General features: G+C 45.1%; 18 protein-coding genes. 11 read left to right on the top strand and 7 right to left on the bottom strand.

The window, feature by feature from the left end; all coding sequences use genetic code 11:
- Positions 1–9: 9 nt before the first annotated feature.
- From rluB to G4D73_RS12940, 3 genes are read right to left on the bottom strand one after another with little or no spacing between them, the layout of a single operon-like run.
- Entirely contained in the window at positions 10–1,062 is a 1,053-nt protein-coding gene (gene rluB, locus G4D73_RS12930) for a 23S rRNA pseudouridine(2605) synthase RluB (protein ID WP_004279219.1), read from the bottom strand.
- Between the two features lie 41 nt (positions 1,063–1,103).
- Positions 1,104–1,694: an SMC-Scp complex subunit ScpB gene (gene scpB / locus G4D73_RS12935; protein WP_213686928.1), complete on the bottom strand. Its 591-nt coding sequence runs from the start codon at positions 1,692–1,694 to the stop codon at positions 1,104–1,106.
- On the bottom strand, positions 1,691–2,485 hold the full coding sequence (locus G4D73_RS12940) for a segregation and condensation protein A (protein WP_181953439.1): 795 nt from the start codon (positions 2,483–2,485) through the stop codon (positions 1,691–1,693). Before G4D73_RS12940 ends, scpB begins: the two co-directional genes overlap by 4 nt.
- A 504-nt stretch (positions 2,486–2,989) precedes the next feature.
- Between G4D73_RS12940 and G4D73_RS12945 the strand changes: the two genes are divergently transcribed.
- Complete coding sequence (locus G4D73_RS12945; protein WP_071851463.1) at positions 2,990–3,469, top strand: hypothetical protein; 480 nt, start codon at positions 2,990–2,992, stop codon at positions 3,467–3,469.
- A gap of 81 nt (positions 3,470–3,550) precedes the next feature.
- On the opposite strand, the gene G4D73_RS12950 is transcribed toward G4D73_RS12945, so the two are convergent.
- The 3 genes from G4D73_RS12950 to G4D73_RS12960 form a co-directional block, all read right to left on the bottom strand.
- Positions 3,551–3,835: a hypothetical protein gene (locus tag G4D73_RS12950; RefSeq protein WP_168386737.1), complete on the bottom strand. Its 285-nt coding sequence runs from the start codon at positions 3,833–3,835 to the stop codon at positions 3,551–3,553.
- Positions 3,836–3,880: 45 nt separating this feature from the next.
- On the bottom strand, positions 3,881–4,498 hold the full coding sequence (locus G4D73_RS12955; protein WP_004646095.1) for an L-threonylcarbamoyladenylate synthase: 618 nt from the start codon (positions 4,496–4,498) through the stop codon (positions 3,881–3,883).
- A gap of 87 nt (positions 4,499–4,585) precedes the next feature.
- Positions 4,586–5,248 carry an elongation factor P hydroxylase gene (locus G4D73_RS12960; protein ID WP_180087434.1) on the bottom strand — a complete coding sequence of 221 codons (663 nt, stop codon included), beginning with the start codon at positions 5,246–5,248 and terminating at the stop codon, positions 4,586–4,588.
- 97 nt (positions 5,249–5,345) lie between these two features.
- Between G4D73_RS12960 and G4D73_RS12965 the strand changes: the two genes are divergently transcribed.
- The 6 genes from G4D73_RS12965 (at position 5,346) to lysM (ending at position 9,106) form a co-directional block, all read left to right on the top strand.
- Positions 5,346–5,903: a YceD family protein gene (locus tag G4D73_RS12965; RefSeq protein WP_213686929.1), complete on the top strand. Its 558-nt coding sequence runs from the start codon at positions 5,346–5,348 to the stop codon at positions 5,901–5,903.
- Positions 5,904–5,980: 77 nt separating this feature from the next.
- Positions 5,981–6,163 (top strand): 50S ribosomal protein L32, encoded by a 183-nt coding sequence (gene rpmF / locus G4D73_RS12970; RefSeq protein ID WP_004279227.1) that lies wholly within the window; start codon positions 5,981–5,983, stop codon positions 6,161–6,163.
- Between the two features lie 225 nt (positions 6,164–6,388).
- Positions 6,389–7,375: an ACP S-malonyltransferase gene (gene fabD, locus G4D73_RS12975; RefSeq protein WP_004279228.1), complete on the top strand. Its 987-nt coding sequence runs from the start codon at positions 6,389–6,391 to the stop codon at positions 7,373–7,375.
- Positions 7,372–8,106, top strand: coding sequence for a 3-oxoacyl-ACP reductase FabG (gene fabG, locus G4D73_RS12980; protein ID WP_004279229.1), 735 nt, complete (start codon positions 7,372–7,374; stop codon positions 8,104–8,106). Before fabD ends, fabG begins: the two co-directional genes overlap by 4 nt.
- A gap of 83 nt (positions 8,107–8,189) precedes the next feature.
- A complete protein-coding gene (gene acpP, locus G4D73_RS12985; RefSeq protein ID WP_004646101.1) occupies positions 8,190–8,426 on the top strand; it encodes an acyl carrier protein in 237 nt (78 codons plus the stop codon).
- Positions 8,427–8,611: 185 nt separating this feature from the next.
- The gene (lysM, locus tag G4D73_RS12990; protein WP_004279231.1) at positions 8,612–9,106 is read left to right on the top strand and encodes a peptidoglycan-binding protein LysM; all 495 of its coding nucleotides are present in this window, start codon (positions 8,612–8,614) and stop codon (positions 9,104–9,106) included.
- A gap of 137 nt (positions 9,107–9,243) precedes the next feature.
- On the opposite strand, the gene G4D73_RS12995 is transcribed toward lysM, so the two are convergent.
- Positions 9,244–9,711 carry an Lrp/AsnC ligand binding domain-containing protein gene (locus tag G4D73_RS12995; protein ID WP_004646102.1) on the bottom strand — a complete coding sequence of 156 codons (468 nt, stop codon included), beginning with the start codon at positions 9,709–9,711 and terminating at the stop codon, positions 9,244–9,246.
- 140 nt (positions 9,712–9,851) lie between these two features.
- On the opposite strand from G4D73_RS12995, the gene G4D73_RS13000 reads away from it, so the two are divergent.
- From G4D73_RS13000 to G4D73_RS13015, 4 genes are all read left to right on the top strand, one after another.
- Positions 9,852–11,111: a D-amino acid dehydrogenase gene (locus G4D73_RS13000; protein ID WP_213686930.1), complete on the top strand. Its 1,260-nt coding sequence runs from the start codon at positions 9,852–9,854 to the stop codon at positions 11,109–11,111.
- 34 nt (positions 11,112–11,145) lie between these two features.
- Positions 11,146–12,258, top strand: coding sequence for an alanine racemase (gene alr / locus G4D73_RS13005; RefSeq protein ID WP_213686931.1), 1,113 nt, complete (start codon positions 11,146–11,148; stop codon positions 12,256–12,258).
- Positions 12,259–12,306: 48 nt separating this feature from the next.
- The gene (locus G4D73_RS13010; RefSeq protein ID WP_213686932.1) at positions 12,307–12,672 is read left to right on the top strand and encodes a RidA family protein; all 366 of its coding nucleotides are present in this window, start codon (positions 12,307–12,309) and stop codon (positions 12,670–12,672) included.
- Between the two features lie 169 nt (positions 12,673–12,841).
- Positions 12,842–14,269 (top strand): amino acid permease, encoded by a 1,428-nt coding sequence (locus G4D73_RS13015; RefSeq protein WP_213686933.1) that lies wholly within the window; start codon positions 12,842–12,844, stop codon positions 14,267–14,269.
- Positions 14,270–14,306 lie beyond the last annotated feature (37 nt).

Below are 14,306 nucleotides of genomic sequence, written 5' to 3' on the forward strand. Positions count from 1 at the left end.
TTATCTTAATTAAAACTTTTTAAAGCCTTTGTTGACGCCATATGGACGACGCGGCGCATTTTCATCACGCTCTTCGCGGCGACCAAAACCTTGATCCGGACGGTTTTCACGACGTACAAACTGAGTGCCATTCTGGTTTTCAGCTCTGTCACGACGACCATAAGCATTTTCATCACGACGCTCACGGCCAGTATTATTTTGTGGTTGCTCATCACTGTCACGACGTTGCTGACGCAAGAAACCGCCACGGCGCGCAGCCATCGGTTTGTCTTGCATACGCTCGTTACGGCGTTTCGCCATACCAAATAAGCCTGTACCTTGACGTGGCTTCAATTCCACAGCTTTGGTCAGGTTGTCGATATCGTTTTTATCCAGTTCAATCCAGCGACCAGTACGCAATTCACGTGGCAGAATCACAGTACCATAACGGGTACGCAGTAGACGGCTGACTTTCAGGCCTTGTGATTCAAAGATACGACGTACTTCACGGTTACGACCTTCTTTTACTACCACCTGGAACCAACGGTTGATCCCGTCACCACCGAGTTCAGAGAAAGATTCGAATTTTGCCGGACCATCGTCTAGCACCACGCCTTTGAGCATGTTGTTGCGAATTTGTGGTGTAACTTCACCCATGACACGAACTGCATATTCACGTTCGATTTCATTCGATGGGTGCATCAAGCGGTTTGCAAGTTCGCCATCATTTGTGAACAAGAGCAGACCGGTCGAGTTGATATCCAGACGACCCACCATCACCCAGCGATCGCCCGGAATAGCAGGCAGCTGTTCAAACACGGTCGGACGGTTTTCAGGATCGCTACGTGAGCAGATCTCCCCTTCGGGCTTGTAGTAGATAATGACACGACGACGGATTTCGTCTTCAATCTGGAAGGCAACTTTACGACCATCGATGCGAAGCTCATCACCTGGTTCGATTCGTTCACCCACTTGGGCAATTTGCCCGTTGACACTTACACGACCCGCGGCAATGACTTCTTCCATATAACGGCGAGAACCCAAACCAACGCGTGCAAGCACCTTTTGCAACTTTTCACTCATGACAGCATAACCTTAGAAATAATTATCAACAGTTCACCTATTTATGACTTCGGTGCATTCGCATCGAGGGCCATAAAAGCTTCCTTGGCATCCTGCAGGGGAGGCAATTGGCCCAAACTATTCAGGCCAAACGCATTTAAAAATTGTGGCGTTGTCATTAACAACGCAGGTCTTCCAGGGAGTTCACGAAATCCGGACTCTTTAATCCAGTTCCAGTCAAACAGCGTACGCAGGTTTTGACTGTTATTCGTAACACCACGAATCTGTTCAATATCCGCTCGAGTCACTGGCTGGTGATAAGCAATCACTGCAAGCGTCTCCAGTAATGAAGGCGACAAGCGAGCCGGTCGCTCAGGCCAGGTCTGTGCAATAATATTACGATATTTTGCACGCACTTGAAAACGATAACCTTGTGCTGTTTCAATCAGTTCGATCGAACGGCCATGCATGAGCATGGAAAGTTGTTGTAAATACTGACGTAATTCCGGTTTGCTATAGCGATCTTGAAAAGCTTCTTTCAGACGCGCCAGTGAAACCGCGGAGTCGCTGGCGAAAATAATCGCTTCAAGCTGCATCAATACTTCATGCAGATTATCTTCTGCAGATAACAGCGTATTCTGATCGAATGTCATTGACTGGCTCCTTGAATCGCGAGCGGGGCTTCAATACCTGTAGCAATAATCTGAATTTTTTGTTGTCGGGTCAGTTCCAGTACCGCCATAAAGGTCACTACCATACCCATACGGCCTTGGCTCGGTTTCAACAAGTCCTTAAAGCTGAGCACTGCGCCAGTTTCAATACAACTTTCAATATAGGCAATCCGTTCTTCCAGCAGTACCGGTTCCTGTTGCACCTGATGAATCACCGGTTCAGGACGGTTAAATATACAAAGCAAGGCATCACGCAATAAATCGCTTGAATAGCCTTCATTCGGCTGCTGGATGTCTCCCAGACTGATGTTAGTGGTGAAAGTGTCACGTTCCAGAATTGGCATCTGGCCCAGACGTTCTGCTGCCTGTTTAATTCTTAAATAATTTTCTAAACGGTCAATCAGTTCTTGTTTTGGATCCTGTTCAATCGCAGTCAGGCTTTTCGGTTTAGGTAAGAGCAAACGCGATTTCAGATCTGCCAGTAAAGCCGCCATCACCATATAATCGGCCGTCAGCTCGATGTTCAGAGATTTCATCGCATCCATATAAGACAAATACTGTGCTGCAATCGGCGCGATATCGACCTGTAACAGATCAAAACCGTTTTTTTGAATCAGGTAAATTAAAAAGTCGAGTGGGCCTTCAAAATGTTCTAATAAGATTTCAAATGCCGCTGGAGGAATGTACAGATCCTCTGGAATTGTATCCTGCCATTCATCCAGAACCCGAATGTGCGGAGCAGATTCCATAGTGTTATGGATAATTTGAGTCATTACAATTATAGGCCACGCGAATTTTCAAAGGCATGCAAAGGCTTGATTTTCGGTATCTGATCGAAAGAAAAGCACAGGATTAAGCGTTGTCATTGTACTGGAAAAGTAACTTTAAATAAATTAAATAAGCCGTCAAAGCCATAAAAACTTAAAAAAATAATGGAATTTATCAGCTCTTTCAAAATAGCAACGAGAAAAATGACAGAACATAGCGGGAAATGCTGCGGTGATTTTCACGTTAAATTGGCTCTCATAATCAAGCGTATCTGGTGGATGAGGCCAGTTGATGCACTTAAAAAACTCGATCAATACAGTGATTCTCATCAAAAGAGAAAATAAGCTAGCTGGCAGATATTGAGTGATTTTTAAACGGATTTCCCATTAAAAAACATAAAATTAATAAGTATTAATAAAATATTTTCCTATAATTTTTGGTCAAAAATACCGCTATACTCTCGAAAAATAGTCAAGAATCACGAAAATCAATAAAAAGGTGAAGAAAGCATGCCACTTATTCTGGTTGTTATTGGGATGATCGCATTCGGGGGATTTTGGGCTTATCCCAAATATCAGATTATGCAGCTTGAAGATGAAGCACGCACAGGACTGAAATCAGGCGGATTTTCAGCTTTTGCAGAACAGGCCCGACCTGTCATGCAGGCCATGAAAATGGATTTTAGTGTGCTGGACCAATATCCCAATATCCGTTTTTACATGCGGCATATGGCTTATGAGGGTGATCAGCTGGATGAACGGATTAAACTGGATATGCAAGCCATGTCTTGTGAGTCGATCAACTCCTTTAAAGTCATGGAACCCAAGGCACGTACAGCGATGCTGAATGTACTGGAAGAGGATCAGATTATTTTTCATGTGTATCTGAAAAATAAACTGGGTGAAGAGCTCATGCATCATGAACAGAAGCTATCGCAATGTCCAAATTTCATTGCGGTTCGTCATTATGAACGTAGTTCAGATTCCTAAACTGTCTTTGCCAGCCACTGCATATCTGCCGAATTGAAAAGAATAGAACTGCAACCTCTCACCATATGCTGTTTTAGATTTTCATGGTGAGGAATGGCTGTATTCCTTGGTCGCAAATTCAATGATACGTTGGCAAGTTTCTGCCAGGCATACATTTTGGTTGGAGTAGATCTGTAACAACTGTCTCACTAGAGCCAACGTCAGGAAAAATTGGTACTCAGTATGATCAATATTTATAGTGAGATGGGGAGAAGGATGTGCTTCGACCAGAACTGCCTTGGATTGCAGTGTCCAAGGCAGTTCTGCATAGATCAAATCCTGTGCAGAAAATTCATGCTGATTCAGTAGGAGATAAAATAAATCCATTCATTCTGACTCCCTCAATGTTTATAGGAATTTCTCAAGCGTCATTTATTCAAAGGCGCTGACATCTCCCATACCACGACGAATCACTTCTGGATGATCACCTGATAAATCTACAATAGAGGTCGTGCTTAACGTGCCTAAACCACTATCTACAAACACATCAATGCGTTTGCCCAGTTGCATTTCAATATCATAAGGATCATCGAGTGGGTCAGTCTGACCCGGTAAAATCAGGGTAGAGGTCAACAACGGTTCACCGAGTTCTTTGAGCAGCATCTGACACACCGGATTATTTGGAATGCGCAGACCAATGGTTTTTTTCTTGGGATGCATCAACCGACGCGGGACTTCGCTGGTCGCAGGTAAAATAAAGGTCGTAATAGCCGGTGTATTATTTTTCAGCAAACGGTACATGGCATTGTCCACCTTGGCATAAGTGGCAATATCGGACAAATCACAGCACAGAATCGCATATTGATGCTTTGGGCCCAGACCACGAATTTGCGCAATCCGCTCCATGGCACTCTTGTTCCCAATCTGGCAACCAATCGCATAGGCCGCATCAGTGGGATAGACCACCACATCACCCGCACGGATACGTTCCACTGCCTGACTGATTAAGCGGGGTTGCGGATTGTCTGGGTGTACGCGTAAATGCAGCATAGAGACTACTCCAAGCTTGGGCTGATGGCTTATTATGTGGCGCTCAGGCAAGATCTGGCAATCATAAAAAAGGTAGATTTGTGTAATTTAATCAAGCATTTCACGTATAAATTCATCAGATTGTAAACTTTTGCCACCTCTGATGCAGATACAGATACATTGCATAAAGCGAGCTGCATCACGTGGAAGTTTGGCTGTACCATTAAAATAAGCCTGTACTTGAGCGTAGACATTATCTTTAAAGCTAGCGCCATCACCGCCGTCGCCAGTCAGGTTATCCAAAGAAACCCGGAATTTACGGCCAAAAGCCTGGGCAAACATCCACTCAATTGCCTGTGGCTTGATTTCGACCTGTTCAAATAAAGCCTGCTGTTCGCGAGTACGGCCATCCGGAGCATACCAGTAACCCAGATCAGGCAGCAGACGGCGTTTGTCTCCGGCAATGGTCCAGTGGCTGATTTCATGCAAAGCGCTATTAAAGAAACCATGCGCAAACTGGATCCGGGCAGGACGGTCTGCGCTAGCAGGGAAATATTCTGGTTCAAATTCGCCACGCACTAAAGTGACATTTAAATGGGAAAACCAGTGATTAAAGTGTAAGATGAGCCAGTCCACTTGCTGCGCTTCTGACGATAAATTCGCCCATGGCGAGAGTTGCACTTGTTGTGTTGAACTGTCAGAATCAAGGCTTGGAATTGTGCTAACGAGTGATGAAACATTCACTTCTGTTTGCGGCTGCAACAGATGCATGACTTGAGTTACCCAAATGGTCTGTTGAAATAAGTACAAAATTGTATCTTAATCTTTGACAGAGTACTGATGAATTTGTAGAATTGCCGCCTTAATTATGTCAGCAAATACCTTTCCGGCACAGATTGAGCCGTTTAAATGGGCTGAACAGGGCTTTAAATGGTCAGGTCAACTGCCTTTATCCCGCTTTGTTCGTATCGCTCGTGAAGCTGTTGGATCAATTGATGATCAATTGATTAACATAGACTGTAAGCTATCAATGGATGCCTATCATCGTATTGCATGGCTAGATGGTCACGTTGAAACAAAAGTTCCTATGGAATGCCAGCGTTGTCTGGAAACCGTAGAAATTGAACTGGTTTCTTCGTTCCATTTGGCACTTGTGGATGATGAGTCACTGATAGAGCGCTTGGATGAGGATGCTGATTTCATCGTCCTAGGTGAAAGTGAAGCAACGACCAAAGGTGATTATGATGCACCTGCGACCGCTGATTTGCTCGCGCTGATAGAAGATGAACTGTTATTGTTGATGCCGTTGTCGCCTAAACATGAGTTTTGTGAACATAAGCATCAACCTTCCGTAGAAGAAGTGGCTGAAGAAAAACGGGACAACCCGTTTGAAGTTTTGGCTGCTTTGAAGGGTAAACTTAACTAATTTTTGTGTTATACTCTTGTGTATAAGACAATCGAATTTGTTCTGATCCATTTTTTCGATCTTTGTAAGGAGCCATCATGGCCGTTCAGCAAAACCGTAAAAGTCGCTCTCGCCGTGACATGCGCCGTTCACATGACGCTTTAACCGAGAATGCATTAACTGTAGACCAAGCTACTGGCGAGACTCACCGTCGTCACCACGTATCTAAAGATGGTATCTACCGTGGTCGTCAATTATTCGCTAAAGCATCTGCTGAATAATTGGTGATGTATTAAGCGTCAAGCTTAGTAGAAAAAAATGGGAGCATTTAGCTCCCCTTTTTTTTGTTTTTGATTTTTAGGTGTATCGGTTTTTTGTTGTATTTGGCAATTACCGCCAGCAAAATTACATGCTAAATTGCGCTCCACAATGATTTAGGTGGTCTTATTGGTCAGTCTTCTTGTTAGGATTGAAGAAGCACACCTCTTGAATGAAAGGATTTTATTATGTCTGCTACACCACTCGAACAAGCAGCGCCCGTAACTAAAACTGCATTTGTGTTTCCGGGTCAGGGCTCACAAAAAGCTGGTATGCTGGCTGAGCTTGCAGAACAGTTTGCGAGTATTCGCGAGACATTTGCAGAAGCATCTGAAGCCGTCGGTTTTGATCTGTGGCAGATTGCGCAAACTGGCGAAGGTCTGGATCAAACCGAATTTACCCAGCCGGTATTGCTGACTGCAAGTATTGCCTTATGGCGCGTGTGGTTGGAATCTGGCGGTGTAGCACCGAAATATCTTGCAGGCCATTCACTGGGTGAATACAGCGCACTGGTTGCATCAGGTGCTTTAAGCCTGGGTGATGCTGCGAAGCTAGTGAACTTGCGTGGCAAACTCATGCAGACTGCTGTACCTCAGGGTGTGGGTGCGATGGCTGCCATTTTGGGTCTGGACGATGCCAAAGTGATTGAGCTGTGTGCACAAGCAACTGCAGCAGGAGAAGGTTCTGTCGAAGCGGCGAACTACAATGCGCAAGGGCAGGTTGTCGTTGCAGGCAATAAAGATCGCGTTGAAGCAGTGATGGCATTGGCCAAAGAAAACGGCGGAAAAGCCATTGCATTGCCAGTATCGGTTCCATCGCATTGTTCATTGATGAAACCTGCTGCTGAACAGTTTGCTCCGGCATTGGAACAAACCGCCATTGAGCTGCCACGCATTCCTGTATTACAAAATGTAGGCGCGCAAGCGGCAACCAATGTAGATGAATTGCGTCAGGCGTTGACCGCGCAACTTTATGAGTCAGTACAATGGACCAAAACCTTACAATACCTTCAAGATGAAGGCATTGAGTACATCGTAGAATGTGGTCCGGGTAATGTATTGACCAACTTGGCGAAACGCTTGCCGAATATTCAAAAAGCACTTCCACTGGACAGTCAATCCCGTCTGGAAGATGCATTAAACACCGTATTGGCGGCAGAAGGGAAAAGTGCATGACACAGGAACGTAAAGTTGCTCTGGTAACAGGTGCAAGTCGTGGTATTGGTGCTGCGATCGCACAACAGTTGATTCAAGACGGTTATTTTGTCATAGGTACTGCAACGTCTGAAGCAGGTGCGGAAAAATTATCTGCACAGTTTGCTGAAAATGGTGCTGGAAGAGTACTAGATGTACGTGACGGTGCAGCGATTGATGGGCTGGTAACGGACATCGAACAGAACTATGGTCCAGTCCTTGCGTTGGTCAATAATGCCGGTATTACCAAAGACAATTTGCTGCTGCGTATGTCTGAAGATGACTGGGATGATATTTTAAATATTCACCTGAAAGCAGTTTACCGTTTGTCTAAGCGCGTACTCAAAGGCATGACCAAGGCGCGTTTCGGTCGCATCATCAACATCAGTTCTGTGGTGGCACACTTTGCCAACCCGGGTCAGGCCAACTATTCTGCTGCCAAAGCAGGTATTGAAGCATTTAGCCGTAGCCTTGCCAAAGAAATGGGTAGCCGTCAGATTACCGTAAACTCGGTAGCACCAGGTTTTATTGCGACTGAAATGACTGAGCAGCTAAGCGAAGAAATTCGTAAAAAGATGACTGAGCAGGTGGCATTAAACCGTTTAGGTGATCCGCAGGATATTGCAAATGCCGTAAGTTTCTTGGCTTCGGATAAAGCCAGTTACATTACTGGTACAGTTATGCATGTAAATGGGGGCTTATACATGAGCTAAGCTCAAGTATAAACTTTCCAAATTTTTTAGATTCAATTAAACTAACGGCATTAAAAACGCCACAAGCAATGAGGAGAATTCCTGTGAGCGATATCGAACAACGTGTTAAGCAAGCAGTTGCAGAACAACTTGGTATCAAAATCGAAGAGATTAAAAACGAAGCATCTTTCATGGATGACTTAGGTGCAGATTCTCTAGATCTAGTTGAACTTGTTATGTCTTTCGAAAATGATTTCGACATCACGATTCCTGATGAAGATTCTAACGAAATCACAACTGTTCAATCTGCAATTGACTACGTTTCTAAGAAACTAGGTTAATCGCCGATTTCAGCTTTGCTGAACATAAAAACCACCCTCGAGGTGGTTTTTTTGTGTCTGCCTTTCACATGAATGGAGGTTTTACAATCCATTACCTTTCTATCACCAATGACTAACTATCTTTATAGAGTTTTCATTATAAAAATAAGAGTGATGTGACATTAACAACAAGAATGGAGTCCGCTATGGGTCTTTTTGATTTTGTAAAAGGTATCGGTAAGAAGAATACAGCTGCTGCGGAACCACAGGCTGCACCTACAACGACAACGCCGGCTGCAGCACAACCTGCAGAGCCCTCTGCTCAGGAAGTGGCAAATAAATTACTCGGCCATGTGAAAAGTCTGGGCCTTCCGATCACTGGCTTATCCATTAGTTATAATTCCGCTTCGGATCTGGCGACGGTTAGAGGTCAGGTGCAAAGCCAGGCCGATCGTGAAAAGATTGTTCTGGCCGTGGGTAATATTGATCATGTCGCCAAAGTGGATGATCAGCTTACAGTGAGCAGTCCTGAGCCGGAAAGTAAGTTCTACACAGTGAAATCAGGTGACAGCTTGTCAAAAATTTCAAAAGAATTTTATGGTGATGCCAATCAGTATAATAAAATTTTTGAAGCCAACCGTCCGTTGCTCAAAGATGCAGATGATATTTTCCCGGGACAGGTGCTACGCATTCCTGCTTAAGGTTTAATAAGTCCAATCAATATTCGATCTCAAAGCCCCGTTTGGGGCTTTGTTGTTTTTGTCCGTAGCTTTAAAAAGCCATCATTACTAAATACCTAGGTCCAGATATAAACTTTCTTTGACTTCTTCCATCATTACTAAATACCTAGGTCCAGATATAAACTTTCTTTGACTTCTTCCATCACTACATAACTGTGGGATGAAGCAGAAGCGGGCAGTTTTTTTAGTAAATCTCCCAACAGGCGGCGATAGGCACTCATTTCCTTTAAACGTGCTTTGACCAGATAATCAAAATCACCGGAAATTAAATGGCATTCCAGGACTTCCGGGATTTCGGTTAGGTTACGTGCCACCTGATCAAAGACATCACCTGATTTGGCAGAGAGTTTGATTTCCAGAAAAACCAGCAGGTTGCGCTCCAGCATTTCCGGATTTAAACGGGCGTAATAGCCCATGATAATGCCTTCGCGTTCTAGCCGTTTTACCCGTTCTGAACAGGGCGTGGTCGATAGATTGACGCGTGCTGCAAGTTCGCTAATGGCAATCCGGCCATCGCGTTGCAGGATATCCAGAATCATGCGGTCAATGCGGTCTAATTTGCGCATCAATATTTCCCTCTTTTTTTTAATTCTGCCCGAAAAAATATTTATTCCACTGAATATACAGTCTGAATATAGTGAATTTAACTATTAAAGCAAAAATATACTAGTGAAATAAACTGAAAAGATGTTTGAGGGTTAAGGTAATGCGCGTATTAGTTTTAGGTAGTGGTGTGATTGGTGTGGCAAGCGCTTACTATCTGGCGCAGCAGGGAGCAACCGTGACTGTGCTGGATCGTCAGGCAGGTCCGGCGCAAGAAACCAGCTTCGGTAATGCCGGGCAGATTTCTCCAGGATACTCAACCCCTTGGGCCGCACCAGGTATTCCGTTTAAGGCAGTCAAATGGATGTTCCAGCATCATGCACCGTTGGCGATTAATGTCGATGGCAGCTTGTGGCAATTGCAGTGGATGGCACAAATGCTGAAAAATTGTAATGCCCAGCATTATGCAGTCAATAAAGAACGGATGGTGCGTGTGGCTGAATACAGCCGTGACTGTTTGCGTAATTTGCGCCGGGATATTGGCATCTCTTATGAGAACCGCGCGAAAGGTACTTTGCAGATTTTCCGTAAAGATGCGCAGCTGGATGCGGTTCAGCGCGATATCGAGGTTCTGAAAGAAACTGGAGTTGAATTTGAACTGTTGGACCGCGATGGGCTGGCGCGTGTAGAACCGGCATTGGCACAGGCAAAAGACAAACTGGTGGGTGGTCTGCATTTACCCAATGATGAAACGGGTGACTGCTATCTGTTTACCAATGCTTTGGCAGAGCATGCCAAAGGGATGGGTGTAGAGTTCAAGTTTAATCAAAACGTTGAGAAGCTGATTGTAGAAGGTGACCAAATCAAGGGCGTTCTGGTCAATGGTCAGGTGCTCACAGCAGATAAATATGTGCTGGCCTTTGGTAGTTATTCACGTGATTTCCTTAAACCGCTTGAACTGAATTTACCGGTATATCCAGTAAAAGGTTATTCATTGACCATTCCTATTTTAGATCCGGCCTTCGCACCGCAATCTACCGTGCTGGATGAAACCTATAAAATTGCGATTACGCGTTTTGACCAGCGCATTCGCGTGGGTGGAATGGCGGAACTGAGTGGTTTTAACCTGGGTCTGAATGAAGACCGTCGCGGCACGCTGGAAATGGTGACCCGTGATTTATTCCCAGGGGGTGACATGAATCAGGCCAGCTTCTGGACAGGCTTGCGTCCAATGACCCCGGACAGTACGCCAATTATTGGAAAAACCCGTTTTAAAAATCTGTTCCTGAATACCGGACATGGCACGCTGGGCTGGACCATGGCCTGCGGTTCAGGAAAATTAATCAGCGATCTGGTTTTGGCACGTGATCCTGAAATCAGCACTGAAGGTCTTTCATTGGCACGTTATCACCACGCAGCTTAAGACCATCTGAGGCGGAATATTCAAGGAGGAATGTATGCCACGTCCTATTACTGCGATCATTCATCAACAGGCGCTTGCGCATAATTTAAGTGTGGCGCGCCAATGTATGCCCAATAGTCAGGTGTTTGCCGTGGTTAAGGCCAATGCCTATGGACATGGGATTGAACGGGTTTATGCGGCACTTCAGGGTGCGGACGGTTTTGCTTTTCTGGATATTGAAGAGGGTAAACGACTGCGTGCGCTGGGATGCAAGAAGCCGCTAATTTTGCTGGAAGGTATTTTTGCTCTCGAGGATTTATTCGAATGTGCGAAACACGGGATGAGCTTTACCATTCATTCCCTGCATCAAGTGCAATGGCTTAAACAGTTTGCCGAAATAGCGCCGGATGTACAGTTTGATGTGTTCTTGAAAATGAACAGTGGTATGAATCGTCTGGGTTTCGAACCACAGCAATATGCAGAAATCTGGCAGGAGCTGCATCAGCTGAATACTGTTCGTTCAATCACGCATATGACCCATTTCTCCGATGCGGATGGCCAGCGTTTTGGTGTGGATGGGATTCAGCATCAAAACCTGATTTTTAGCCAGACCATTCAGGGGCTTGAAGGTAAAACATCACTCAGCAATAGCGCAGCCATTCTGCGGCATCATCAAACCCTTCATTCCGATATTGTACGTAGCGGTATCATGCTGTATGGCAGTTCACCAGATTATCCAACACACACGATTCAAGACTGGAATCTGCAACCGAGCATGAGCCTACGCAGTGAAATTATCGCCATTCAAATGATCCAGTCAGGTCAGAGCATTGGCTATGGTTCCAAATTTATTGCCACGCAGGAAATGCGGATCGGGATTGTGGCCTGTGGTTATGCGGATGGTTATCAACGACTATCGACAACCGGTACGCCTGTGCTGGTCGATTCAATGAAAACGCACACATTGGGTCGAATCAGTATGGATATGCTGGCCGTAGATCTGACTGCACTGCCGCAGGCGAATGTGGGGAGTGAAGTGGTACTTTGGGGGCAATCTTCCCAAGGTGTAATTCTGCCGATTGATGAAGTGGCGGCCAGTTCAGGCACCATTGGCTATGAGTTGATGTGTGCGGTGACCGCTCGGGTGAATTTCCAGATTGACGCTTAAATTTTTAATTTAAATTTTATTGAAACATCCCAAACAAGGAAGATCAGCATGACACAGGACAATACAGCCATTCAGCGACTCAACAGCAATCAAATCATGAGTGCGGTGACGATTCATCATCAAACTGTCTATCTATCAGGTCAGGTGCCGAATAGCACGGATCTGGATGTACGCGGACAAACACTGGAAGTCTTTGCAAAAATTGAGGAATTGCTCGCATTGGCAAATACCGATAAAAGCCAGCTGCTTTCTGCACAATTATTTGTCAAGCATCTAGATGATTTTGCTACCGTAAACCAGCTTTGGGTGGAATGGTTACGAGGTCATGGTACGCCGGCACGTGCTACGATTCAGGCAGATTTGGTCAATCCGGACTGGCTGATTGAAATTGCAGTTATTGCAGCTCAAGCTTAATTGAATTTTTGATATTGAAATCTCCCATGCAATGATTTAAGTCGTTTTAGTGCAGTAAATCTCACTGAACAGCGCAGTAAAAAGTATGAAAATGTCATAATAAGCGTTCGAGGACTGAACGTTGTAAATTCAGCTTGATGCTGTTGTAAAGATTAAAAAGGATGTAAAAATGAAAACCACCCCGGGCACAGAAGACGTAAAATCGTCGCCGCATGAGTTGCAACGAAAACTCTCTAACCGACATTTGCAGTTAATCGCCATTGGTGGCTGTATCGGTACTGGCCTGTTTATGGGATCGGGAAAAACCATCTCCCTGGCAGGCCCTTCAATTTTGATCATTTATATGATCATTGGTGGCATGTTCTTCTTCCTGATGCGTGCGTTGGGTGAAATGCTGTTGTCCAATCTGCATTACAAATCTTTTATTGATATGGCCCATGACCTGATCGGGCCGGGTGCTGGCTATTATATTGGTTGGTCATACTGGCTGGGTTGGGTGCTGGTAGGGATTGCCGATCTCGCGGCGATTATTAACTACTTGAGTTTCTGGCTGCCCGAAGGCATGGCCTTTACCCCGATGGGGCAGGCGATGATTAGTATTGGCTGTGTGCTGTTTATTCTCGCGATTAACCTGGTCACGGTAAAACTGTTTGGTGAGATTGAATTCTGGTTTGCACTGATCAAGATTTTAGCTATTCTCGGTTTGATCTTTGTTGGTGGTTATATGGTGTTTAGCGGTTTTCAGGCACCGAGTGGCGCCGTCGCCAGCTTCAGTAATGTCTGGGCACATGGTGGTTTATTTCCCAAAGGCTTTAGCGGTTTTCTAGCAGGCTTCCAGATTGCCATGTTTGCCTTTGTCGGGGTGGAACTGCTCGGCACAATGGCGGCAGAAACCAAAGATCCGGAAAAGAACTTACCCAAAGCGGTCAACGCTATTCCTACGCGGATCATTCTGTTCTATGTATTGTCATTGCTGATGATCATGTCGGTCACACCGTGGCATCTGATTCCTGCGGATCAAAGTCCTTTTGTGAGTTTGTTCCTGTATGCCGGTATTCCAACTTCAGCCATTATCATGAACCTGGTGGTGTTGTCGTCAGTGATGTCCTCTATGAACAGTGGCGTATTCTCGACCAGCCGTATGTTGTTTGGTCTGGCACGTGACGGACAAGCACCTCAAGCTTTGGCGCGGTTATCTAGCAGAGCTGTACCAGCCACAGGGTTATTTTTCTCCTGTGCTTTTATTATGTTGGGGGCAGCATTTCAGTATTTTGTGCCAAACACCATGGAAGCCTTTACTCTGGCGAGTTCGCTGTGTGTGATCCTGTTTATTAGTATCTGGAGCATCATTATGGTGTGCTATATCCGTTACCGTAAGCAGCAACCGCAAAAGCATGCCACCTCGACCTTTAAAATGCCGGGTGGGGTATGGATGTCTTATGTGGTATTGGCATTCCTGTTATTCGCCTTGATTATTTTAAGCCTGGAACCTGACACTCTAAAAGCTCTGATGATCAGTCCTTTATGGTTGATTATTCTGGCGGTGACCTATCGACTGCTGTATAAGCCACGTATGCGTCAGCGTGGTAATCATTAAATATTCAGACATAAAAAATCCCCGACTGATCGGGGAT

The organism is Acinetobacter sp. WY4 (assembly GCF_018438165.1).
GTDB lineage: Bacteria > Pseudomonadota > Gammaproteobacteria > Pseudomonadales > Moraxellaceae > Acinetobacter.